At 74.0% G+C, this 22,825-nt stretch carries 23 protein-coding genes and 1 pseudogene; 15 read left to right on the top strand and 9 right to left on the bottom strand.

The features are described from left to right. Positions 1 to 74 precede the first annotated feature (74 nt). Entirely contained in the window at positions 75 to 1,199 is a 1,125-nt protein-coding gene (locus tag ACZ56L_RS31625; RefSeq protein ID WP_471067948.1) for a DUF8017 domain-containing protein, read from the bottom strand. Between the two features lie 143 nt (positions 1,200 to 1,342). Between ACZ56L_RS31625 and ACZ56L_RS31620 the strand changes: the two genes are divergently transcribed. From ACZ56L_RS31620 to ACZ56L_RS31590, 7 genes are all read left to right on the top strand, one after another. After that, a complete protein-coding gene (locus ACZ56L_RS31620) occupies positions 1,343 to 1,780 on the top strand; it encodes a DUF4442 domain-containing protein (RefSeq protein ID WP_345226688.1) in 438 nt (145 codons plus the stop codon). Positions 1,781 to 2,061: 281 nt separating this feature from the next. Further along, on the top strand, positions 2,062 to 2,814 hold the full coding sequence (locus ACZ56L_RS31615) for a DedA family protein (protein ID WP_468688877.1): 753 nt from the start codon (positions 2,062 to 2,064) through the stop codon (positions 2,812 to 2,814). A 442-nt stretch (positions 2,815 to 3,256) separates the two neighbouring features. Beyond that, a complete protein-coding gene (locus ACZ56L_RS31610; protein WP_471067945.1) occupies positions 3,257 to 3,814 on the top strand; it encodes a gamma carbonic anhydrase family protein in 558 nt (185 codons plus the stop codon). Positions 3,815 to 3,966: 152 nt separating this feature from the next. After that, on the top strand, positions 3,967 to 4,191 hold the full coding sequence (locus ACZ56L_RS31605; protein WP_345225235.1) for a hypothetical protein: 225 nt from the start codon (positions 3,967 to 3,969) through the stop codon (positions 4,189 to 4,191). A gap of 189 nt (positions 4,192 to 4,380) precedes the next feature. After that, positions 4,381 to 5,166: an acyltransferase gene (locus ACZ56L_RS31600; protein ID WP_468688880.1), complete on the top strand. Its 786-nt coding sequence runs from the start codon at positions 4,381 to 4,383 to the stop codon at positions 5,164 to 5,166. A 110-nt stretch (positions 5,167 to 5,276) separates the two neighbouring features. Further along, complete coding sequence (locus ACZ56L_RS31595; protein WP_345226691.1) at positions 5,277 to 5,867, top strand: XRE family transcriptional regulator; 591 nt, start codon at positions 5,277 to 5,279, stop codon at positions 5,865 to 5,867. 66 nt (positions 5,868 to 5,933) lie between these two features. Further along, on the top strand, positions 5,934 to 6,611 hold the full coding sequence (locus tag ACZ56L_RS31590) for a hypothetical protein (protein WP_345225239.1): 678 nt from the start codon (positions 5,934 to 5,936) through the stop codon (positions 6,609 to 6,611). Positions 6,612 to 6,662: 51 nt separating this feature from the next. Here the strand turns inward: ACZ56L_RS31590 and ACZ56L_RS31585 are convergent, their stop codons facing one another. Continuing rightward, a complete protein-coding gene (locus tag ACZ56L_RS31585; RefSeq protein WP_468688882.1) occupies positions 6,663 to 7,070 on the bottom strand; it encodes a CoA-binding protein in 408 nt (135 codons plus the stop codon). A 68-nt stretch (positions 7,071 to 7,138) separates the two neighbouring features. Here ACZ56L_RS31585 and ACZ56L_RS31580 point away from each other — a divergent pair. The 4 genes and pseudogenes from ACZ56L_RS31580 to ACZ56L_RS31565 all read left to right on the top strand — a co-directional run. Next, positions 7,139 to 7,411, top strand: a pseudogene (locus ACZ56L_RS31580) (AMP-binding enzyme); the annotation flags it as partial. Positions 7,412 to 7,865: 454 nt separating this feature from the next. Next, complete coding sequence (locus tag ACZ56L_RS31575) at positions 7,866 to 8,492, top strand: YigZ family protein (protein ID WP_471067940.1); 627 nt, start codon at positions 7,866 to 7,868, stop codon at positions 8,490 to 8,492. A gap of 102 nt (positions 8,493 to 8,594) precedes the next feature. After that, positions 8,595 to 9,761, top strand: coding sequence for an exonuclease SbcCD subunit D (locus tag ACZ56L_RS31570; RefSeq protein ID WP_345225245.1), 1,167 nt, complete (start codon positions 8,595 to 8,597; stop codon positions 9,759 to 9,761). After that, entirely contained in the window at positions 9,758 to 12,772 is a 3,015-nt protein-coding gene (locus ACZ56L_RS31565; protein ID WP_471067937.1) for an AAA family ATPase, read from the top strand. Before ACZ56L_RS31570 ends, ACZ56L_RS31565 begins: the two co-directional genes overlap by 4 nt. Positions 12,773 to 12,781: 9 nt before the next feature. On the opposite strand, the gene ACZ56L_RS31560 is transcribed toward ACZ56L_RS31565, so the two are convergent. Beyond that, complete coding sequence (locus ACZ56L_RS31560; RefSeq protein ID WP_345225250.1) at positions 12,782 to 13,228, bottom strand: Lrp/AsnC family transcriptional regulator; 447 nt, start codon at positions 13,226 to 13,228, stop codon at positions 12,782 to 12,784. Positions 13,229 to 13,321: 93 nt separating this feature from the next. Here ACZ56L_RS31560 and ACZ56L_RS31555 point away from each other — a divergent pair, with 93 nt between their 5' ends. Both ACZ56L_RS31555 and ACZ56L_RS31550 read left to right on the top strand, forming a co-directional pair. After that, positions 13,322 to 13,864, top strand: a complete 543-nt coding sequence (locus ACZ56L_RS31555; protein WP_471067933.1) for a rhodanese-like domain-containing protein — start codon at positions 13,322 to 13,324, stop codon at positions 13,862 to 13,864. Positions 13,865 to 13,944: 80 nt separating this feature from the next. Then, positions 13,945 to 14,799, top strand: a complete 855-nt coding sequence (locus tag ACZ56L_RS31550; protein ID WP_471067930.1) for an SDR family oxidoreductase — start codon at positions 13,945 to 13,947, stop codon at positions 14,797 to 14,799. 52 nt (positions 14,800 to 14,851) lie between these two features. Here the strand turns inward: ACZ56L_RS31550 and ACZ56L_RS31545 are convergent, their stop codons facing one another. Continuing rightward, positions 14,852 to 16,543 (bottom strand): DUF885 domain-containing protein, encoded by a 1,692-nt coding sequence (locus ACZ56L_RS31545; RefSeq protein ID WP_345225255.1) that lies wholly within the window; start codon positions 16,541 to 16,543, stop codon positions 14,852 to 14,854. Positions 16,544 to 16,578: 35 nt separating this feature from the next. Then, on the bottom strand, positions 16,579 to 17,094 hold the full coding sequence (locus tag ACZ56L_RS31540) for an Lrp/AsnC family transcriptional regulator (protein WP_471067927.1): 516 nt from the start codon (positions 17,092 to 17,094) through the stop codon (positions 16,579 to 16,581). A gap of 60 nt (positions 17,095 to 17,154) precedes the next feature. Here ACZ56L_RS31540 and ACZ56L_RS31535 point away from each other — a divergent pair, with 60 nt between their 5' ends. After that, entirely contained in the window at positions 17,155 to 18,483 is a 1,329-nt protein-coding gene (locus tag ACZ56L_RS31535) for a trans-sulfuration enzyme family protein (protein ID WP_471067924.1), read from the top strand. Here ACZ56L_RS31535 and ACZ56L_RS31530 read toward each other — a convergent pair. The 4 genes from ACZ56L_RS31530 to ACZ56L_RS31515 form a co-directional block, all read right to left on the bottom strand. Beyond that, complete coding sequence (locus ACZ56L_RS31530) at positions 18,413 to 19,909, bottom strand: GNAT family N-acetyltransferase (RefSeq protein WP_471067921.1); 1,497 nt, start codon at positions 19,907 to 19,909, stop codon at positions 18,413 to 18,415. The genes ACZ56L_RS31535 and ACZ56L_RS31530 overlap by 71 nt on opposite strands. 144 nt (positions 19,910 to 20,053) lie before the next feature. After that, positions 20,054 to 20,386, bottom strand: a complete 333-nt coding sequence (locus ACZ56L_RS31525; RefSeq protein WP_471067918.1) for a transcriptional regulator — start codon at positions 20,384 to 20,386, stop codon at positions 20,054 to 20,056. Next, positions 20,383 to 20,814, bottom strand: coding sequence for a hypothetical protein (locus ACZ56L_RS31520; protein ID WP_471067916.1), 432 nt, complete (start codon positions 20,812 to 20,814; stop codon positions 20,383 to 20,385). The genes ACZ56L_RS31525 and ACZ56L_RS31520 overlap by 4 nt, the downstream gene beginning before the upstream one ends. 114 nt (positions 20,815 to 20,928) lie before the next feature. Further along, positions 20,929 to 21,759 carry an alpha/beta fold hydrolase gene (locus ACZ56L_RS31515; RefSeq protein ID WP_345225269.1) on the bottom strand — a complete coding sequence of 277 codons (831 nt, stop codon included), beginning with the start codon at positions 21,757 to 21,759 and terminating at the stop codon, positions 20,929 to 20,931. A 157-nt stretch (positions 21,760 to 21,916) separates the two neighbouring features. Here ACZ56L_RS31515 and ACZ56L_RS31510 point away from each other — a divergent pair, with 157 nt between their 5' ends. Continuing rightward, entirely contained in the window at positions 21,917 to 22,810 is an 894-nt protein-coding gene (locus ACZ56L_RS31510) for an RNA polymerase sigma-70 factor (RefSeq protein WP_468688903.1), read from the top strand. The last annotated feature ends 15 nt before the right edge of the window (positions 22,811 to 22,825 follow it).

Genomic DNA, 22,825 nt, shown 5'->3' with positions numbered 1-22,825 from the left:
TCCGGCACCTCCGTGGTGCCGGACGCCCGTTCAGCGGGGCCGGGGGAGCGGGTCGCGTCACCGGGCGGAGCGGATCACTTCACCAGCCGGAGCGTGCCCAGGATCTTCATGACGGTCGCGTCCGGAACCTCGTCCTTGACGCCCTTGGCGCTGTGGAAGACCCAGGTCTTGAAGTCGCCCTTCGCGTTCTTGAAGCCGAAGGCGTACGACTTGCCGTCCGACGCGCACTTGTTGGCCTTCTTCACGCCGACCGCCGTACCGACGGAGATGCTGCCCGCCACACCGGCCGTGGTGGTGAAGGGCCTGCCCTTCGTCACGTTGATCTTGCCGGTGCGCTTCTGGTCGTAACCGCCGAAGACCCAGTTGCCGGCCTGGCCCTGGGCGACCTCCGCGGTGTCCTTCGCACCCTTGATGCTGCCGGTCGTGCCCACGTGGGAGAGGGCGCTCTTGTCCTGGTCGCCGTCGTTGTCCTCGTCGGTGACGCACCACTGCTCCTTGAGCGTGGCGGGCGCGGACATGATTGCGATCGGCGGGCCGGTCGGGTTCTTGGCGTCCTCGAAGCCGATGTACGTGTCGGTCGACTGGACGTCCCACTCCGGCGGCACGTCGAAGATCGAGCCGTGCTTGGGGTTGATGACGACCTTCCAGCCGGGGACGGTCGGCTTGGCGTCGATGCCCGCGCGCGGGTTGCCCGTGCCGCCCGCGCCCGGCGCGGGTGCGCTCGGGGCGGCGGTGGCGGGCTTGGAGTCCCCGTCGGCGCCGGACTGCGAGGCCTTCGGAGCGGCCGCCGGCGGCTTCTCCTCCTTGTCGCCGCCCAGGACGAAGACGCCGGTCACCGCGAGGGCGGCGACGACCACCACGCCCGCGACCACCGCGGTGATGACCGTCTTCTTGCGGTCGTCACCCGGACCGCCGGGTCCGGGCGGACCCGCCTGCATCGGTACCGTGTACGGCTCCTGGTGACCGAAGCCACCGGGCGGGGGCGTCGGCGCGGCGGCGGGGTAGCCGTATCCGGGCTGGGTCGGCGGCTGGTGGTAACCCGGCTGCTGGTACCCGCCCGGCGGCTGCCCCGGCGGAGGGGGCGGCGTCGGCGGCCCCCCGGCGGGAGGCGTCGACTGGTACCCCGGCTGCTGGTACGGGTTCTGGTTCTGGTCCTGCGGGTTCTGCTCGCCCCCGGGCGGCTGCTGTCCTGGCCACATGGCCAGTAACCATAGAGGTGTGCGAGGGCGGGAGCCACCGTCGCCCCTGGAGGGACGGTGAAGGCTTCGCAGGAGGTGCGGGCGGAGGGGATGGCCAAGTCTGACTACTCGTGGGTAACATCACGGCCATGAGCGCAGATCAGATGTCCGTCGGCGAGATGCTCGCCGCCACCGTGCCGATGGCCCGCACCTTGGGGCTGGAGTTCCTGGAGACCACCCCCGAGCGGGCCGTCGTCCGCCTGCCGGACCGGGCCGACTACCACAACCACGTCGGCGGACCGCACGCCGGAGCGATGTTCACCCTCGCCGAGTCGGCGAGCGGCGCGATCGTGATCGCCGCGTTCGGCGACCAGCTCACGCGTGCCGTGCCGCTGGCCGTCAAGGCGGAGATCGGCTACAAGAAGCTGGCCATGGGCGTGGTCACGGCGACCGCCACCCTCGGCCGCCCGGTCGCCGACGTCGTCGCGGAGCTGGACGCGGGCGAGCGCCCGGAGTTCCCGGTCGAGATCGCGATCACCCGTGAGGACGGCGCGGTCACGGGCGAGATGACGGTCGTCTGGACGCTGCGGCCCAACAAGTGACCTGCCGGGCCCCCTTGACCCTGGGCCCTTCGGAAGGGCGGTGTTCCCCCTCGGCGGAGGGGGAACACCGCCCTTCCGCGTCCTGCCGTCCGCCGTCGGTGCGAGACCGCGGCCGCCGGCGGTGACGTCCTCGACGGCCGGATTCGACCATGAGTGCGGCCTCCGGGACGCAGCCGCCGCGGCCCGGCCAGGGAGGTAGGCTGCCCGGCGTGCGCCTTCGGGGCGCGGGCCGGGCAGTTCGCTTGAGCGCCAGAGATCCACGTACGACGGAGGAACCGGCTTTGCACGTCCAGGAATGGCTGGAGACCGTGCCTGCGGTCAGCATCTACATCCTGGTGGGGGTGGTCATCGGTCTGGAGAGCCTCGGCATTCCGCTGCCCGGTGAGATCGTCCTCGTCAGTTCGGCCCTGCTCGCCTCCCAGCACGGTGAGATCGACCCGTACGTCCTGGGCGCGTGCGCCACGGCGGGCGCGATCATCGGCGACTCGATCGGGTACGCGATCGGCCGCCGGGGCGGAAGGCCGCTGCTCGCCTGGATGGCCGGGAAGTTCCCCAAGCACTTCGGGGACGCGCAGATCGCGATGGCGGAACGGTCGTTCCAGAAGTGGGGCATGTGGGCGGTCTTCTTCGGCCGCTTCGTCGCGCTGCTGAGGATCTTCGCGGGGCCGCTGGCGGGTGTGCTGCGCATGCCGTACTGGAAGTTCCTGATCGCCAACGTGCTGGGCGGCATTCTGTGGGCGGGCGGCACGACGGCGGTCGTCTACTCGGTGGGCGTGGTCGCGGAGGCGTGGCTGAAGAGGTTCTCGTGGCTGGGTCTGCTGCTGGCCGTGGCCTTCGGCATCGGGTCCATGCTGGTGCTGAAGAGCCGGGCGAAGAAGGCCGCGGCGAAGACGGAGGCGGAGCAGGCGGGCCAGGCAGGGCAGGGGGACCGGGCGGAGCAGGCGTCGGAGTCCCCGTCGTCGGCCGCCGCGCGCCCCGGGGCCCCGGCCCAGTCGGCGGCCGAGCGGGAGAAGATTTCCGCCAGCGCCGACTGACCCCCCGCGAGTTGCGTTCTCCCGCCCACGCCCCCGCGCCGACCACGGCGACGGGGGCGTGGCGCATTTCGTGCGCCTCGCCCAGCGCCGACGACGCGCACGCGGCGGGCACGGTGGCGGCCACGTCCCGGCCCGCGCGCGTCCACCGCCGGAACACCCCCAGTGCTTCGCGGAGCTGGTCGCTGCCGCGCGACGCCCGTGTTTCGGGGCACGGGCGGTGCTCCCGGGGAGGGACGACCGAGCGGAGGTACGCGGACCACCTGTGCGCGGCGTTCCGGCCGACCACCGCGCAGGGGGGGGGCGGCGGCACGGACCGGGCGGGACGCAGCCCGGGGCGGTCACGCGCCACCCCGCTCCGTCGTGCCCGGGCGGCGTCGTCTACGGTGCCGGGCAAGGACAGCGGCGCGGCAGAACCCGACAACGTACGCACAAGGACCCCATCATGACGGAAACAGCAGGCCGGCCCTTGATCATGGGCATCGGCGGCAAGCAGCCGAAGCTCGCGGACGACGCCTTCGCCGCCCCCACGTCGGTGGTCGTCGGCGACGTGACGCTCGCCGCGGGGGCCGGCGTCTGGTACCACGCGGTGCTGCGCGGCGACTGCGGGCCCATCGTGCTGGGCGCCGACTCCAACATCCAGGACAACTGCACCGTCCACGTCGACCCCGGCTTCCCGGTGACCGTCGGCGAGCGCGTCTCGGTCGGCCACAACGCGGTGCTGCACGGCTGCATCGTCGAGGACGACGTACTGGTCGGCATGGGCGCGACCGTGCTCAACGGGGCGGTGATCGGCGCGGGCTCGCTGGTGGCCGCCCAGGCGCTGGTGCCGCAGGGAATGGTGGTGCCGCCGGGGTCCCTGGTCGCGGGCGTGCCGGCGAAGGTGCGGCGCATGCTGACCGAGGAGGAGCGCGAGGGCATCAAGGTCAACGCCCTGATGTACCGGGACCTGGCGGCGCAGCACGCGGCGGCGGTGCGGGAACGGGACGCGTCCGGGGCCTGACGCACACCCCCGGTCGCCGCCGCGCAAGCCGCACGGGTCCGAACGGCCGCACTACGGGTCCGAACGGGCGTAACCCGTCCAGCCCTGTCATACGACGAATGGCGCACGGTATGCCTGAATGTGTCCCATTCCTCCTCACCTAGGAGATCAGTATGCGCGCCATAATCGGACGAGCGGTGGCGGCTTCGGCCCTGGCAGCCATCGCGATCGCGCCCCTCGCAGGCACTGCCTCGGCGAGCACGGCGGACCAGTCGGCCAGGGCGACCGCGGCGGCCGACCGCTGCTGGCACCACCACGGGGGCTGGCACTGTGACCACCACTGGCACGGTCATGACCACAATCTGCTGGACCTGGACCTGGGCCTCGGGCTCCTCTGACCCCGAGGGCCTGACCCAGAGGGTCTGACCTCACGCGTCCGGCCCTTCGCAGTACCCGGAGCAGTACGCAGGGCCGTACGGAGCACCGTCCCAGTGCTCCGTACGGCCCTCGCGCGCAGGCCGGGCGTGGGGTGAAGATCACAGGTCACGGCGGTGACCGGCTTCCGCGCCGCCGACTACCGTGTGCGGGTGCCGAAGAACAGAAACACGTTCTCTTTTCCCGCCCTCCCGGCCCCGGTCGCGGGAGCCCTCGCCGCGGCCTCGCACTGGCGGCGGCGCGCGACGACGCGGGCCGTGCACGAGGGCTGGCGGCTGGTCCAGCAGGCCGGAGCGGTGAGCGCGCAACGGCCGGGGAAGCTGCGCTTCGGCTCCCTCGGCCACGGCAGCAAGCTGGCCTTCCCGCAGGGCACGGTCTTCGGCGAACCCTGGATCCACCTCGGGGACCACTGCATCATCGGGGAGAACGTCACGCTGACGGCCGGCCTGATGCCGGGCCTGGACCTCGGCCCCGACCCCATCCTCACCCTGGGCAACGGCGTCGTCCTCGGCCGGGGCAGCCACATCATCGCGGACACCACCGTCACCATCGCCGACGACGTCTACTTCGGGCCGCACGTCTACGTGACGACCACCAACCACAGTTACGACGACCCCGGGACGCCCGTCGGCAAGCAGTGGCCGCGCATGGCACCCGTGTCGATCGGGCCGGGCTGCTGGATCGGCACCAACGCGGTGATCCTGCCCGGCGCGAAGCTCGGCCGCAACGTCGTCGTCGCCGCCGGGTCGGTCGTCCGGAGCGAGGTCCCCGACCACGCGGTGGTCGCGGGCGCACCGGCCAAGGTCGTACGCACCTGGGACGAGGAGAAGGGCTGGCAGCCGCCGCTGCGCACGCCCGCGCCCGTGCCGATACCGGCGGACATCACGCCGGAACAGCTCGTCGCGCTGGCCGAGTTGGCGGAGGGGGAGGCCTCCTGAGGCGATCCCGGACCCGCACGGGCGTTCCCGTCGGTCCAGTGGATTCCAGTAAAGTGGACCAGCCGTCCAACGCATTGCACGGCCTGGCCACTTCTGGGACGGAACGGTACGTGTCGGACCTCGACCAGCTCACGCAGTCGCTCGCCCGCAACCTCAGGCGGTGGCGCGGTGAACGGGGCTTCACCCTCGACGCGCTGGCCGCCCGCGCGGGTGTCAGCCGCGGCATGATCATCCAGATCGAGCAGGCCCGCACCAACCCCAGCGTCGGCACCACCGTCAAACTGGCGGACGCCCTGGGCATCAGCATCACCACCCTCCTCGACGAGGAACAGACCACCCGTGTCCGCCTGGTGACGCCGGAGCAGGCCGTACGGATGTGGTCCACCGGAGCGGGCGGCCACGCCACCCTCCACGTCGGCACCGAGAGCGCGGGCCCCCTCGAACTCTGGTCCTGGCTCCTGATGCCGGGCGACTCCCGCGCCTCCGACCCGCACCCCCCGGGCACCGTCGAACTCCTGCGCGTGACGCGCGGGGAGCTGACCCTGCTGGTGGACGGCACGGCCCACCGGGTGCCCGCGGGCACCTCGGTGACGTTCGAGGGGGACGTACGGCACGCGTACGCCAACGAGGGCACGGAGCCCATGGAGATGACCATGGCGGTCTCGGTGCCGCCGGCCAGACCGGTGCCGCACGCCCGGTAGAAGACGTCGACTGCCGGGCCCGGGGAGTCCTACGATGTCGTGCGTCGACCGGAACGGGGAAGCGCAGTGAACGACCACACTTTGCCGGTGCAGGCACACGGCCAGGGGCAGCCGCCCTGGGGCCCGTTGGACGACCACCTCCTCTACACCTGCGGTGTCGTCCACGACCTCACCCGGGGCCTGCTGTGCAACCGGCCCCCGCTGCCCACCACCACCCGCCTCGCCCCCGGCGAACTCTCGCTGGCCGCGGGCCCCGCCGCCCGCTCCACCTGGCGGCCGCTCGGCGACGGCTCGTACACCCAGACCAGCACCATGGCGATGGGCTCCACCGGCTTCGTCGTCGGGGCGCTCGCCGTCAACGCCATGAGCAACGCCAGCCGCAGGAACCAGGCGATGGCCGCCGCCCAGCCCCGCTGGGTGATGGAGAACGGCCTCGGCGAACTCACCGTCACCGACCGGCGCGCCATCTACTCCCACCCCGAGACCTGGCTCGACCTGGGCTGGCCCGGCCTGGCCACCATGGACCTGGCCGCCCCGGACACCTTCGAGTGCGCCTTCCACGACATCAACGGCCGCGGCTACACCACCGTCCGCCTGCACAGCCTCTGGGCTTCCCTGATCTTCGTCCTCGCCGCCCACGCCGCCTTCCCGGCCCACCCCCGCCTGCTCTCCCACGGCTGGCTGCCCCCGGGCTTCGAGGCGCGGGCGGCGGCCCACGGACGGCCCTGCCCGCCCGTGCGCTGAGCGGCGCTCCGCGGCCTGCCGGTCGCGGCGTCCGCTCCTGATCGCCCAGCCTCAGCCCAGGCGCGGAATCTCGATGGCAGGGCAGCGGTTCATGACCATGTCGAGGCCGGCGGCGCGGGTGCGCTCGTACGCGGCGTCGTCGACGACGCCGAGCTGGAACCAGACGGCCTTCGCACCGATGGCGGCGGCCTCGTCCGCGACCGCTCCGGCGAGGTCGCTGTTGACGAAGACGTCCACCACGTCGACGGGGAACGGAATGGCGCCGAGGGACGCGTACCCCTGCTCGCCGTGCACGGTTTCCGCCTTGGGATGAACGGGGACGACGCGCTTGCCGAACTGCTGAAGGACTCGGGCGACCCCGTAGGCGGCGCGCTCCTGGTTCGACGAAAGACCCACGACGGCCCAGGTGTTCCCGGACTCCGTGAGGATCTTGCGGATCAGTCGCTGTTCCTCGTGCATGTGTTTCTCCTCAGTGCTGTGGTCCGTCGAGTTGAACATGGCCGGCGAGCCCGACTGACTCCGTATGCGTGGAAGGCTCCCACATCCGCGCGGAAGAGAGGACGGGGAGTGCGCGCAGCCCAGGACGGCCGGACAGCGCCGCGACCTGGGCTGCGGCCCGTGGCACTCGCTGCCATGTCGTGCAGGAGCGCGCCGTCTTCGGCGTCCCCGCCGAGAACGGACTCGGGCAGCGCCCGGTCGCCGTCGTACGGCTCCGGCCCGGCACCGCCGAGCCCTCCGCCGACGAACTGCGCGAGCAGGTTCGCGAGGAACTCGCCGCCGCCGGACCCACCCCGTCGGCCGCCGTCCTCGTCGTTCACGACGCGGCCGACTCCCCGACCGGCGTCACCCGCAAGGTCCTCGAGCGGGCGACGCGCACCCGTGGGGCCCCCTCCTCACCGGCGCCGGCCGGGGCTGACTCCCACCGGCACCCGCGATCAGTCAGGAACTCCGAGGGGAGCCCTCCCACGTGCCGCCGTCCGCCCTGCCCGCCCAGCAGCCCTCCGCGTACGAGCGCATCGTCCCCGGGGAACCGGACTGGCGCCGCCTTCCCGGCCGGTACGACGCCACCACCGCCCAACGGCGCGAAGCCCAGTGGCGGCGCGCGCACTGCGTCAAGACGCCCCGGCAGCCCAGGCCGTGGTCGGCCCCCCCCTCCAGGGACTCGTCGCGGACCTGCAAGCCCCCGGCCGGGGCGCCAGGGCCCGAGAACGCCTCGGCGGGCGCGCGTATCCGCAGGCCGCATAGGGTGGGCGGATGCAGGAGCAGTACCGGACCGTCGCCCAGGAGGGCGTGCACGAGACCGAGATCAACCGATCCCGGTTCCTGTGCGCCCTCGCGCCCGCCGCCACCGAGCAGGAGGCGCAGGACTTCGTCGCCCGCGTCCGCAAGGAGCACCCCACCGCCTCGCACAACTGCTACGCCTACGTCGTCGGGGCCGACGCCGGTGTCCAGAAGGCCAGCGATGACGGCGAGCCCGGCGGCACCGCCGGGGTGCCGATGCTCCAGATGCTGATGCGCCGCGAGGTGCGGTACGTCGTCGCCGTCGTCACCCGGTACTACGGCGGCGTCAAGCTCGGCGCGGGCGGCCTGATCAGGGCGTACGGGGGAGCGGTCGGCGAGGCGCTCGACACGCTCGGGACGATCACCCGGCAGCGCTTCCGGCTGGCCACCGTCACCGTCGACCACCAGCGCGCGGGTAAGCTGGAGAACGACCTGCGGGCCACCGGGCGCTCCGTGCGCGAGGTGCGGTACGCGGAGGCCGTCACCATCGAGATCGGGCTGCCGGACGCCGATGTCGACGCCTTCCGCGGCTGGCTCGCGGACGCGACGGCCGGAACGGCCTCCCTCGCGCTCGGCGGAGAGGCGTACGGCGATGCCTGAGGGCCGTGGAGCAGGGGGCACAGCGGGTCACGAGGCCCGTGGGGCGGCGGATTCCCCCGTTGCCGCCTTGATCGTCGGACCCTCCCTTTACTCTCGTGAACCATGAGGCTTCTGCATACGTCCGACTGGCACCTCGGCCGGTCCTTCCACCGGGTGGGACTGCTCGACGCCCAGGCCGCGTACCTCGACCACCTGGTGGCGACGGTCCGCGAGCACGAGGTGGACGCCGTCCTGGTCGCCGGGGACGTGTACGACCGCGCGGTGCCGCCGCTCGCCGCCGTGCAGCTCTTCGACCAGGCCCTGCACCGCCTCGCCGCCGAGAACGTGCCGACGGTCATGATCTCCGGCAACCACGACTCCGCCCGCCGCCTGGGCGTGGGCGCCGGCCTCATCGAGCGGGCGGGAATCCACCTGCGGACCGATCCCGCCGGCTGCGCCACCCCGGTCGTGCTGTCCGACGGCCACGGCGACGTCGCGTTCTACGGGCTGCCCTATCTGGAGCCCGCTCTCGTACGCGACCAGCTCGGGGCCGCGAAGGCCCGGCACGAGGACGTGCTCGCCGCCGCCATGGACCAGGTGCGCGCCGACCTCGCCGCCCGCCCCGCCGGAACGCGGTCCGTCGTCCTCGCCCACGCCTTCGTCGCGGGCGGCGAGCCCAGCGACAGCGAACGCGACATCACGGTCGGCGGAGTCGCCGCCGTCCCCGCCGGGGTGTTCGCGGGCGTCGACTACGTGGCGCTGGGCCACCTGCACGGCGCGCAGACGGTCTCCGAACGCGTCCGGTACTCCGGCTCGCCGCTCGCCTACTCCTTCTCCGAGGTCAACCACCGCAAGACCATGTGGCTGATCGACCTCGGGCCGGGCGGCGAGATCGCCGCCGAGCGGCTCGACTGCCCGGTGCCCCGGCCGCTCGCCCGGCTGCGGGGCCAGTTGGAGGACCTGCTGGACGACCCCGCGCTCGACCGCCACGAGGGCTCCTGGGTCGAGGCGACCCTCACCGACCCGGTGCGGCCCCTGGACCCGATGGCCCGCCTGTGCGCCCGCTTCCCGCACACGGTGAGCCTCGTCTTCGCCCCCGAGCGCGGGCCCGAGGGCGAGCACCTCTCGTACGCCCAGCGGCTCAAGGGCCGGGACGACCAGCAGATCGCGGAGGACTTCGTGGCGCACGTGCGCGGCGGCAGCGGACCCGACGGACGGGAACGGGCCGTTCTGCGGGGCGCGTTCGACGCCGTGCGGGTCGAGGAGACGGTGCGCGAGGTGGCCCGGTGAGACTCCACTCCCTGCGCGTCACCGCCTTCGGGCCCTTCGGCGCCCCCCAGCGCGTCGACTTCGACGCGCTCAACGCCGCCGGACTGTTCCTGCTGCACGGGCCCACCGGCGCGGGCAAGACCTCCGTCCTGGACGCCGTGTGCTTCGCGCTCTACGGATCGGTCCCCGGCGTGCGCGACGGGCGCGGCCTCACCCTGCGCAGCGACCACGCCGCGCCCGGCGTGCCCACCGAGGTCGTCCTCGACCTCACCGTCGGCGGCCGACGGCTCGAAATCACCCGCCGTCCCGCCCAGTTGCGCCCCAAGAAGGGCAACCGGGCCGGCTTCATCACCGACAAGGCGCAGAGCTGGCTGCGCGAGCGCGACCCCGGGACGGGCCAGTGGCAGGCCCTGAGCCGCTCGCACCGGGAGATCGGCGAGGAGATCACCCAGCTCGTCGGGATGAACCGCGAGCAGTTCTGCCAGGTGGTCCTGCTGCCGCAGGGCGACTTCGCCCGCTTCCTGCGCGCCGACGCCGAAGCCCGCGGCAAACTCCTCGGCAAGCTCTTCGACACCCGCCGCTTCGCCGCCGTCGAAGAGCGCCTCGCCGAACTGCGCCGCACCGCCGAACAGCAGGTCAAGCAGGGCGACGACCGCCTCCTCGCGCTCGCCGAACGCACCGCCGAGGCCGCCGGGCCCGCCGCCCGCGACCTGCCCCGCCCCGAGCAGCGGCCCGGCGACCCCGGACTCGCCGCCGCCGTCCTCGCCTGGGCCGCCGTCGCCCGCAGCGGAGCCGTGGAGCGCCGCGACCTGGCCGCCTGCGCCGTCACCGCCGCCGACGGCAGGCGGGCCGCCGCCCGGCACGTACTGGAGGAGCAGCGGGAACTGCTGCGGCTCCAGGAGCGGTACGCCGAGACCCGCCGCCGCGCCGCCGCGCTGGACGAGCGCCGGGCACAGTTCGAGGACCTCTGCGCCCGCCAGGACCTGGCCAGGGCCGCCGACCGGGTCGCCCCCGCCCTGACCCTGCGGGACACCGCCGAACGCGAACACCGTGACGCCGCCAGCCTCTACGAGCAGGCCCGCACCCGCCTCCCGGCCTCCCTCGCGGACGCCGGGGCCGACCAGCTCGCCGAGCGGGAGCGGGGGATACGGCAGGAACTGGGCGGCCTCGACGCCGCCCGCCGGGCCGAGCGGCGCAGCGCCGAGATCGCCGCCGAGCGTGCCGCCCTGGACCGGGAGGCCCGCGCGGACGAGGACGTGCGCCAGGACGCCGAGGACTGGCTCGCCGGATGGGACACCGTACGACAGCGGCTCCAGGAGCGGATCGAGACCGCGCAGGCGGCCGCGACGCGTGCCGGGCAACTGGAGTCGCAGCTCGCTCCGGCCGCCGCCCGGCTGGCCGCCGCCCGCCGCCGCGACGCGCTCGGCCGGCAGTCGGACGGTGCCGACCGGCACCTCCGGGACACCAGGGACGCGGCGGGCGACGCCCGCCAGCACTGGCTCGACCTGCGGGAACGCAGGCTCAGCGGCATCGCGGCCGAACTCGCCGCCGGACTCCGCGACGGCGAGGCCTGCAAGGTGTGCGGGGCCACCGCCCACCCCGCCCCCGCCCGCGCCGGCGCCGGACACGTCGACCGGGACGCCGAACAGCGCGCCGAGGACGCCTACGGGCGGGCCGACGAGGCCAGGGCGCAGGCCGAGAGCGCCCTGTCGCAGCTCCGGCAGGACCACGCGGCCGCCCGGGCGGAGGCCGGAGACGCGAGCGTCGAGGAACTCGCCGAGCTGGAAGGGGAGTTGCGCCGGGACCACGCGGACGCTCACGCCGGCGCGGGCGACATGCACGCCGCCCGGGAGGAGCTCGCCCGCGCGGAGCAGGAGCACGCCCGCCGTCTCGACGCCCGCGAGCAGGCGGACCGGCGCAGCGCCGCCCGCACCTCCCACCGCGAGGCCATCGAACGCGAACTGGCCGTAATCGAGGAGGAGTTGACGAGGGCGCGCGGCAGTGCGGGCAGCGTCGAGGAGCAGTTCGCCACCCTCACCCGCCGGGCCGCCTTGCTGGCGGAGGCGGCGCAGGCGGTCCGGGCGTACGAGGACACCGCCGAGCGCCTCAAGAGCGCCGACGGGGCCCTCGCGGACGCCGCGTTCAGGGCCGGGTTCGCCACCCCCGGAGACGCGGCGCGGGCCCTGCTCGACCACCGCGAGCAGAACGCCCTCCAGGACCGCATCGACGCCTGGCAGGCCGAACGGGCCGCCGTCGCCGAGCGGTTGCGCGAGACGGACGCCGCCGAGGCCGCCGCCGGGCCCGCCGCCGTTCCCGGGCGGGCGCAGGCCGCGCTGGACGCCGCCGAGCGCGTCCAGCGGGACGCCACCTCGGCGTACGACGCCGCCCGCGACCGGTGTGCCGCACTGGCCCGCCTGGGCAGGCAGGCCGAGGAGGAGGCCCGTCGGCTGGGCCCGCTGCGCGCCGACTACGAGCGGGTCGCCCGCCTCGCCGGACTCGCCGCCGGAACCTCCGCCGACAACGAACGCAAGATGCGCCTGGAGTCCTACGTCCTGGCCGCCCGCCTCGAACAGGTCGCCGCCGCCGCGACCACCCGCCTGCACCGGATGTCCGCCGGCCGCTACACCCTTGTCCACTCCGACGAACGCTCGGGCGGAACGGGCAGCAGGCGGGCCGGACTCGGCCTGCACGTCGTCGACTCCTGGACCGGCCGCGAGCGCGACACCTCCACCCTGTCCGGCGGCGAGACCTTCTTCGCCTCCCTCGCGCTGGCCCTCGGTCTCGCGGACGTGGTCACCGACGAGGCGGGCGGAGTGCGCCTGGACACCCTGTTCATCGACGAGGGCTTCGGCAGTCTCGACGAGGCGACCCTCGACGAGGTGATCGACGTGCTGGACGCGCTGCGCGAACGCAACCGCAGCGTCGGCATCGTCAGCCACGTCGGTGACCTGCGCCGCCGCATCCCGGTCCAGTTGGAGGTGCTCAAGGGGCGTTCGGGCTCGACCGTACGCCGCAGAGGGGCGGAGGGCTGAGAGCGCGGATCAGGGGCTGATCGCCCGGCGCGGCAGCGGCGAGGAGTACACCACGCTGGTCGTCACCGAACCGAGCGCCCCGATCCGTCCGGCCACCTCCTCCAGGTGCCGCATCGACCGGGCGGCGACCTTCAGCACGAAGCAGTCGTCGCCGGTGACGTGGTGCGCCTCCAACACCTCCCGCGTCACGTCGAGGAGGTCGTGGAAGGGCTTGTAGTTGCCGTGCGGGTAGCGCAGCCGGACGAAGGCGAGGATCGGCATGCCGATCCGCTCCGGCTCGACCACGGCGGCGTACCCCGAGATCACGCCCGCCTCCTCCAGGCGGCGCACGCGCTCGGTCACCGCGCTGGACGACATCGAGACGGTCCGCGCCAACTCCGCGAACGTGGCGCGGCCTTCGGCTTGCAGGGCTTCCAGGATGCGCCAGTCCGTGGCGTCCGGGGAATATCCGGTCATGCGCACAGACAACAGGGGAATCCCCGGCAGATCAAGAGGGGCGCCGGGGGAATCCACTTCAGCGGACGGGTCGCCGACCGTAGATTTCTGGTCATGACCGACACCACGACGCACCCCGTCGCCTCCACAGCCACCGTCACACTCACTCCCGCCGCACCCGCCGCCAACCCCGTGCTCCAGACCCCGCCCGCGGCCCCCGCCGACGCCGCCGCGTTCTTCGCCGCCGACCTCGCCTTCCACGCGGACGTCTCCGACGTCGCCACCACCCTGGCCGCTGCCGCCGCCACCGGCGCGGACCCCGGCTTCGTCGTCGTCGACACCCGCAGCACCGCCTCCTGGGACCAGGGCCGCGTCCCCGGCGCCCTGCACCTGCCGAACGCCCTCATCCCCGAGCAGGCCGAACGGCTCCTCGACCGGAGCGTCCCCGTCGTCACCTACTGCTGGGGGCCCGGCTGCAACGGCGCCACCCGCGCCGCCCTCGCCCTGGCCCGACTCGGTTACCCGGTGAAGGAGATGCTCGGCGGCATGGAGTACTGGATCCGCGAGGGCTTCACGTACGAGACCGGGGCAGGCCCGGTGACCCCCGCCGCCGACCCGCTGACCGCCCCGGCCGGCCCGGACGACTGCGGCTGCTGACGCCTCCGGGACCGCCGGACACCCCGCGGCGGCCGGGAATCCGGTGGCGCGGAGGTGCCCGCTTCGAGAGGATCCGGGCCATGCCCGAGATCCAGCACCCCGCCGCCGAAGACCTCCGACGCGACCCGCGCCCCCTCCTGGGCCGTACCGCACTCGTCACCGGTGCCAGCCGGCGCGGCGGCATCGGCTGCGCGGTGGCCCGGCGGCTCGCCGCGTACGGGGCGAGCGTCTATCTGCACCACCACGTCCCGCACGACGCCGCCCAGCCGTGGGGCGCGGACCCCGAGGGCCCCGAAGGAGTGGCCGCCGACGTCCGCGAGGCCCGCAGCGACCCCGACGCGGTCGTCGCCCACGGCCCGGGCGACCTGAGCGCCCCCGAGGCCCCCGCCGCCCTGGTCGCCACCGCCGCCGAAGCCCTCGGCGGGCGCTTGGACGTCCTGGTCGCCAACCACGCCCTCAGCGGCTCGGACGGCACCCTCGACGAGATCGACGCGGACATGCTCGACGCCCACTGGGCCACCGACACCCGCTCGGTGATCCTGCTCGCCCAGGCCTACGCCCGACTGCGCGCCGCCCGGCCGGCGCGGGCCCCGGGCGGACGCCTGCTCCTGATGACCTCGGGCCAGGACCACGGCGGCGGCATGCCCGGGGAACTGGCCTACGCCCTCGCCAAGGGCGCCCTCGCCTCCGTGACCCGCAGCCTGGCCACGGCCTTCGCCGACCTCCGGGTCACCGTGAACGCGGTCAACCCGGGCCCGGTCGACACGGGCTACCTGTCCGGCGGGCCGCACGCCGCCGTCGCGTCGATGTTCCCGGCGGGCCGCTGGGGCCTGCCCGACGACCCGGCCCGGCTGCTCGCCTGGCTGGCCACCGACGAAGCGGCCTGGGTGACCGGCCAGGTCATCGACTCGGAGGGCGGTTTCCGGCGCGGTTGAGACCCGCGCCGGAAACCTCCTCGGCCGGCCGCCCCCGCCCCCATTCGACGGCTCAGAGCTTCGACAGCTCGTCCACCAGGTCGTCCAGCCCCAGCGATCCCTGCGACAGCGCCGCCATGTGCCACGCCTTCAGGTCGAAGGACTCCCCGTGCGCGGCCCGCGCGTTCTCACGGCCCTTCAGCCAGGCCCGCTCGCCCAGCTTGTAGCCGATCGCCTGGCCCGGCATCGACAGGTACCGGGTCAGCTCGCTCTCCACGAAGTCCGCGGGCCGCCCGCTGTGCATCCCGAAGAACTCCTGGGCCAGGTCCGGCGTCCACCGCTCGCCCGGGTGGAACGGCGAGTCCGCCGGGATCTCCAGCTCCAGGTGCATGCCGATGTCCACGATGATCCGCGTCGAGCGCATCATCTGGGCGTCCAGGTAGCCGAGCCGCTGCTCGGCGTCCTTCAGGAAGCCCAGCTCGTCCATCAGCCGCTCCGCGTACAGCGCCCACCCCTCGGCGTTGGCGCTCACCAGACCGACCGACGCCTGGTAGCGCGACAACTGGTCGGCGACGTGCGCCCACTGGGCGAGCTGGAGGTGGTGGCCCGGCACGCCCTCGTGGTACCAGGTCGACACCAGGTCGTACACCGGGAACCGCGTCTCGCCCATGGTGGGCAGCCAGGTGATGCCCGGGCGGGAGAAGTCCTCGGAGGGGCTGGTGTAGTACGGGGCCGCCGCGCCGCCCGCGGGGGCGATCCGGGACTCCACCCTGCGCACCCGCTCGGCGAGGTCGAAGTGGGTGCCGTCGAGGGAGTCGATCGCCTCGTCCATCAGCGCCTGGAGCCAGACCCGCACCTCCTCGACGCCCTCGATGTGCGTGCCGTGCTCGTCCAGCCAGGCCAGAGCGGCCCACGGGGTCCCGGCTCCGGGCAGGACCTTCTCGGCCTCGGTCCGCATCTCGGCGAGCAGGCGGTGGTACTCCGCCCAGCCGTACGCGTACGCCTCGTCCAGGTCCAGGTCGGCGCCGTTGAAGGCGCGCGCCCACACCGCGTACCGCTCACGGCCCACGGCGTCGGGCGCGTCCTGCACGGCGGGGGCGTACACGTCCCGCATCCAGTCGCGCAGCGCCACCACCGACGCCGTCGCCGCACGGGCCGCCTCGTCCAGCTCCGCGCGCAGCGAAGCGGGGCCGTCGGCCGCGAACTCCTCGAACCAGCCGCGCTCCCGGCCCGCCCACTCGGTGAGCTGCTCGACGAACGTGGCGGTGGGGCGCGGGCCGCCCAGCAGGCCCTGCTCCAGGCCGAGTTCCAGGCACTGCCGGTAGCCCTCGAAGGCGGCCGGGACGCCGCGCAGGCGCTCGGCGATGTCCGCCCAGTCCTCGTCGGTCTCGGTCGGGTTGAGGGTGAAGACCTCGCGGACGGTGTGCGCGGGGGAGTGGATGTTGCTGACCGCGCGCAGGTCCTCCCGCGCCGCGTGCACCGCGAGCTCGGCGGTCAGCCGCTCGCGCAGCAGCCGTCCGCAGCGCCGTTCGGCCTCGGTGTCCGCCTCCGGCCGCTGCTCCGCCTCGTCCAGGACGGCGAGGGTGTGCCGGGCCAGTTCCGCGACGGCCTGGCGGCCCTCGGGGGAGTAGTCGGGCAGTGAGCGGTTGCTCGCCCGGACCCCGAGGCTGGTGCCGAGAACCGGGTCGAGGGCGATCAGGGCGTCGACGTACGCGTCGGCGACCTCGCGCGGGAGCGGGGTGCGAAGGGTGCTGTTGTCTGACATGCGGACATCCTCGTACGAGAAGGGGGTCCGCGTCACTAGTGTTCCGCGACTGCCCCCGGCCGCCCCGTGACCTGCGCGGACGCCGGGGGCAGCAGGGGCCCGCAGTCCCACTGCTGGAAGATCAGCCGGGTCTCCACCCGGGCGACCTCGCGCCGGGAGGTGAACTCGTCCAGGACGAGGCGCTGGAGGTCGGCGGTGTCCGCCACCGCCACCTGCACCAGGTAGTCGTCCGGCCCCGTCAGGTGGAACAGCGCGCGCGACTCGGGCAGCGCCCTGATCCGTTCCACGAACGGGCCGATCAGCTCCCGCCGGTGCGGGCGTACCTGTACCAGCAGCAGCGCCTCGATGCCGCGCCCCAGCTTCGCCGGGTCGAGCCGCAGCTGGTGGCCCAGGATCACACCGGAGCGGCGCAGCCGGGCCACCCGGTCCAGGCAGGTGGAGGGGGCGACGCCGACCTCGGCGGCGAGGTCGCGGTACGTCGTCCGGGCGTCGTTCTGCAGCAGGCGCAGAATGTGCAGGTCGACCGTGTCCAGTACGACGGAATCAGCCATCCGCCGAACGTAGCACGGGAGTTCGACGCATTGGCCCGTCAGGTGTTCAGACTGCGACCTATGACCGCAGCCTCCTCGCCCGCACCCCGGGCCGCCGCGTCCGAGCGTCCGGCACCCCGGACCTCTGCCCCCTCGCCCGCACCCCGGGCCCTCGCCACCCAGGCGGTTCACGCCGGCCGCGAAGACCTCGCCGCGCTGGGCGTGCACGCCGTGCCGCTCGACCTCTCCACGACGTACCCCTCCCACGACAGCCGGGCGGAGGCCGCCCGCATCGACGCCTTCGCCACGACCGGCGAACTGCCCGAAGGGCCGCCGGTCTACGCCCGTCTCGACAACCCGACGACCGCCCGCTTCGAGGAGGCGCTCGCCCGGCTCGAAGGCACCGACGCCTCCGTCGCGTTCGCCAGCGGCATGGCCGCGCTGACCGCCGTCCTGCTGGTGCGGGCGTCGGCGGGACTGCGGCACGTGGTGGCGGTGCGCCCGCTCTACGGATGCAGCGACCACCTCCTCACGGCCGGGCTGCTGGGCACCGAGGTCACCTGGGTCGACCGCACCGACCCGGCGGGCATCGCGGAGGCGATCCGCCCCGACACGGGCCTGGTGATGGTCGAGACCCCGGCCAACCCGACGCTCGCGGAGATCGACATCGCGGCGGTCGCCGCGGCCTGCGGCTCGGTTCCGCTGCTGGTCGACAGCACCTTCGCGACGCCGGTGCTGCAACGCCCGGTCGAGCACGGGGCGCACCTGGTCCTGCACAGCGCCACCAAGTACCTGGGCGGGCACGGTGACGTGCTGGCCGGGGTGGTGGCCTGCGACGAGGAGTTCGCGCGGCGGTTGCGCCAGGTGCGGTTCGCCACCGGCGGGGTGCTGCACCCGCTCGCCGGCTACCTCTTGCTGCGCGGTCTGTCCACGCTCCCGGTGCGGATGCGGGCCGCCTCCGCGAACGCCTCCGAGCTGGCCCGCCGCCTCGCCGCCGACCCGCGCGTCGCCCGCGTCCACTACCCCGAGCTGGGCGGCGCGATGGTCGCCTTCGAGGTGTACGGGGACCCGCACGCGGTGATCGCGGGCGTCCGCCTGATCACCCCGGCCGTCAGCCTCGGCAGCGTCGACACCCTGATCCAGCACCCGGCCTCCATCAGCCACCGGATCGTGGCCGAACCGGACCGGCGCTCGGCGGGCGTCAGCGACCGGCTGCTGCGTATGTCGGTCGGGCTGGAGGACGTCGAGGACCTGTGGCGCGATCTGTGCGAGGCCCTGGCGGCGGCCGGTTCCGCACCGGCCGCCCGCCAGGGCCTCGACTCCCCGCTCCCCGCCGGCCTCAGCCCCGATCGGGGCCGGGGACGTACGGGAGGCCTTCCCCCGGCGCGAGCCGAAGGCGTTCCGGCGTGACGGGGGAGCCGAGCCGGGCCGTCACCACCAGCGTGCCTTCCTCGATCTGGTAGTCCAGCGGCAGTTCGAGACCGCGCATCGCGGCGACCATGCCGGTGTTGGAGGCCTGGGTGACGGCGTACACGCTCTCGCAGTCCGCCTCGGCGGCCAGTCCCACCAGCCGCCCGAGCAGCTCGGAGCCGATGCCCCTGCGCTGCCAGGCGTCCTCGACGAGCAGGGCCACCTCGGTCTCGTCGCCGTCCCACAGCAGATGGCCGAGGGCGACGAGCCGCCCGGACGCGGTCTGCACGGCCAGGGTGCGGCCGTAGCGGGGGCTGAGCAGGTGGGTGAGGTAGCGGTCCGCGTCGCCGACCGGGCCGTGGTAGCGGAGGTTCAGGGTCCGCTCGGAGCAGCGCCCGTGCAGGGCGAGCGCCGCTTCGAGGTCGTCGGGTCCGGCCCGCCGGACGGTGATGGCGTTGCCCGCGGGCAGCGTCAGCACGTCCTGGCTGCGCGGCACCCGCGGCCCGAGCCGGGCGTCCAGCTCCACCAGCGCCCTGGCCCGCGCGAACTCGGTGGGCGTGAACGGCAGGTACGGCCGCTCCACGGTGATCCCCCCGCCGGACGGGTCCCCGAACCGCATCACGGTTCCTTCGAGCACGCCCTCCACGGGAGCGGTGTGCCCCAACGGCCGGCCGGTGAGGGTGGTGGCGGGCAGCGAGTGGATGGTGCACCGGCCGAGCAACTGGCGCAGCGCGAGCGGCAGTTCGGCGGCGTCGAGCGCGGTCCGGGTGGCGAGCCCGAGCACCCGGGCCGGCGCGTCCACGAGGTCGTGCGCATCGGCCCGCTCCAGCCAGGTGTCGCGCCCCCCGGCGGCCGCGACCTCCCGGGACAGGTCCCGGATCTGCACCTCGGCGGGCGCCCTGAGCAGCAGCTCGTCCACCGTGCCGGCGCCCAGCGGATGGGCCTGGAGGGTGAGGATGTCGACCTCCAGCCGCGCGAGGACCGTGCACAGCGCGGCCAGCGACCCCGGCTCGTCCTTGACCGTGGTGCGCATCCGCCACAGCGCGGTCTCGCCCCGCTCCGGGGCGTCGCCGGTTCCCGTGGCCGCGACGGCTGCGGCGCTTTTGGCGGTTCCCGTGCTTCCGGCGGCTTCGGCGGCCGGAGCCGCGGCCGCCCCGGGATCGGTCGGCGGCGTCGGCGGGGGCGCGTGCCCGTGCTTCCTGGCCCACCAGGTGTGGAACCCGGCGGTGCCGGCGAGCGCCACCGCCGACGCCACGAGCAGCACGGGACCGTCGGGACCGTGCACGATCATGTTCGCGATCGAGTCGGCGACCGCCACCGCCGTGAAGAGCGCGGCCAGCTCCACGAGATCGCGCCGCCAGTGGTGGCGGTGCCGGGTCTTGGCGGGCCGGGAAGAGGATGCCGTGCGGCACTGCGTGTGTGTCATGGCAGCACTCTCGCTCAGCGGTGTTGCGCGATCACGAACGGTTTGTGACTGATGGGTTAAGTGTGCTTCTGGTCGTTTCGCCGCCCTTTTCGGCGACGGTCGGCCGAAGCTGACCGATCCCGTGGCGGGACACGTTCACCCAGGTCAGGTGGGGGTGTCAAGCCCCTGTCCGCCCGCAATGGCCCGGAGGGCGGCCAAGTGACGTCCGTACACCGCCCGCCCCTCCGCCGTGAGCGCGAGCCACGTCCGGGCCCGGCGCTCGACGCGCCCCTTGGCCACGGTCACCCACCCGGCCTCCTCCAGCGCCGCCACCTGCTTGGAGAGCACGGAGTCGGACACCTCCACCAGGTCGCGCACGAAGGCGAAGTCGGCCTTGTCGAGCGGAACGAGCGCCGCCACCACGGACAGCCGCACCGGTGAGGTCAACAGCGGTGCCAGCGCGTGCCGGGGGTGCGCCCCGGCCTGCTGCCCGCTCACGCCGTCCGCCGCAGTTCGTACGCCGCCCCCGCCAGCAGGGGCAGTGCGCAGGCCAGGGCGCCCCCGACGGCGAGCGGCACGCTGTCCGCCCACCCGTCCTGGCCGTGCAGCACGATCGTCGCCGCGTAGAGCAGTGCCCAGGAGCCGATCAGCAGCCCGTGCCGGAGGCCGAAATGACGCCGCGCCGTCCGCTGCCCGGCCGCGTACACGCTCAGCAGGACGATCATCACCGCGTACCCGGTCATGGTGACGGCGGTGGCCAGCGCGCCGTGCCACAGGACGACCAGGGGGACGAAGCCGAACTGGGCGACGCCGAAGACCAGGAGGTAGCGCGCGTACCAGTTGCTGCCGCGCCGGGCGGCGCCCTCCATCTTCCGCGCCCGTCCCAATGCCGTGACCGCGTCCGTGTATTCGCTGTATTCGCTCATGACTCCCCCAACGTCCCGTGCGACCGGTGTTGTTGTCAGAGTGTCATCTGTTTTCCACTTTGGAAAGTAGCCGGTCGCCGGAGACCGCCGGAAGCCGCCGGAAGCCGCGGGGCCTCAGCGGCTCGTGTCGAGGACGACCCTCGCCACCGCCGCCGGGTCGTCGTTCATCGGCACGTGCCCGCACCCCGGCAGCCGCACCAGCCGCGCCCCGGGCATGACCCCCTTGGCCCGCACCCCCTGCCGGCGCACCAGCAGCCGGTCCTTCGTCCCCCACGCCACCGTCACCGGCACCTCCCGCACGTCGTCCCGGAACTGCACGCTCAGCCCCGCCGCCAGCGTCGGTTCGAAGGCGGTCGCCCGCCGCAGCGCCAGGGTCTCCGCGACGACCGCGTCCGGCGTGCGGCGGCCGGGCTTGGCGTAGATCGTGCTGGTCAGCGCGAACCGGCCCGCCTCGCTCCGCGCCAGCCGCTCGATCATCGGCAGCGGCATGGCCTTCGCGGCCGCCCGCATCCCGCGCAGGGCGGTGAAGGCGTACCGGCGCTCGGGCGGCGTCCAGAAGCCCGCGGGCGACAGGGCCGTCACCGACCGCGCCAGCTTCTTCCGTCCCATCTCCAGGGCGAGCAGGCCGCCGAGCGAGTTGCCGGCGACGTGCGGCCGGTCCACCCCCAGCTCCCGGCAGAACGCGCCCAGTACCGGCACGACCGCCTCCAGGCCGTACGACAGACCCTCGGGGAGGGACGGCGATGCCCCGAACCCCGGCAGGTCCACGGCGATCACGTCACGCTCCGCCGCCAGCGCGCCCAGCACCGGCTCCCAGGCCTGCCAGTGGTGTCCGATGCCGTGCAGCAGGAGCAGCGGCTCGCCCCGCCCGCGGCGCTCGTACGTCACGGACGCGGTGCGCGGGCCGCCCGGGGACTCGACGGCGAAGGCGACGGTGGCGGTCATGGGGTGACTCCTGAGGGTGGGGAACGGGCTGCCGGGGGAGCGGCCTTAGACACTCTGTCAGCAACAACTACTCTCCAGTAGCCCGGAGTTCAAGAGTGTGGCGCACACCGCTCGCGCCGTGCTGGACACCGCGCGGCCCGTGGGCTGGGATGGCACGATGACCTCCGAAACGGCCACCGGCGCCGCCGCCCTCTTCGAGGAGCACCGTCCCGTCCTGACCGGCGTCGCCTACCGGATGCTGGGCCGCGTCGCCGACGCCGAGGACGTCGTGCAGGAGGCGTGGCTGCGCTGGTCGGCGGAGGACCGCGAGGAGGTCCGCGCGCCGCGCGCCTATCTCGTACGGATCACCACCCGCCTGGCCATCGACCGCCTGCGGCAGGTGCAGTCGCGGCGCGAGGCGTACGTGGGCCCCTGGCTCCCGGAGCCGCTGGCCACCGACTTCGCCGCGGACGTCCCCGACACCGCCGAACGCGCCGTGCTCGCCGAGTCCGTCTCCCTCGCCGTCCTGGTCGTCCTCGAATCGCTCTCGCCGCTGGAGCGCGCGGTGTTCGTCCTGCGCGAGGCCTTCGGATTCCCGTACGGGGAGATCGCCGCCGCCCTGGACAAGTCGGACGCCGCGGTGCGCCAGCTCGCGGGCCGCGCGCGCAAGCACGTGGAGGAGCGCAGGCCGCGCTTCGCCGTGGACCCGGCCGAACGCCGCGATCTCACCGAGCGCTTCCTCGCCGCCGCGACCGGCGGCGACCTCGGCGAGCTGCTCGCGCTGCTGGCCCCCGGGGCGCGGCTGGTCGGCGACGGCGGCGGCAAGGCACGGCTCTCGCTGCGGGTCATGGAGAGCGCGGACAAGGTGGCGCGCTTCCTGCTGGGCGTGGCGAAGAAGACGGTCCCGGGCACGGAGTTCCGCTTCGCCGAGCTCAACGGCGGACCCGCGCTGCTGATCGTGGTGGACGGGGAGGTGGACGGGGTGGTGCAGATCGACACGGCCGAGGGACTCATTCAGACGGTTTACATCATGCGCAATCCCGACAAACTCTCCGCAGTGCTCCCGGAATAGCAACTTCCGGATTTC

The sequence above is a fragment of the Streptomyces sp. NPDC039736 genome, from assembly GCF_055596485.1.
Note: the sequence above shows the minus strand (reverse complement) of the source record. Positions and strands in the feature narration are given on the sequence as shown.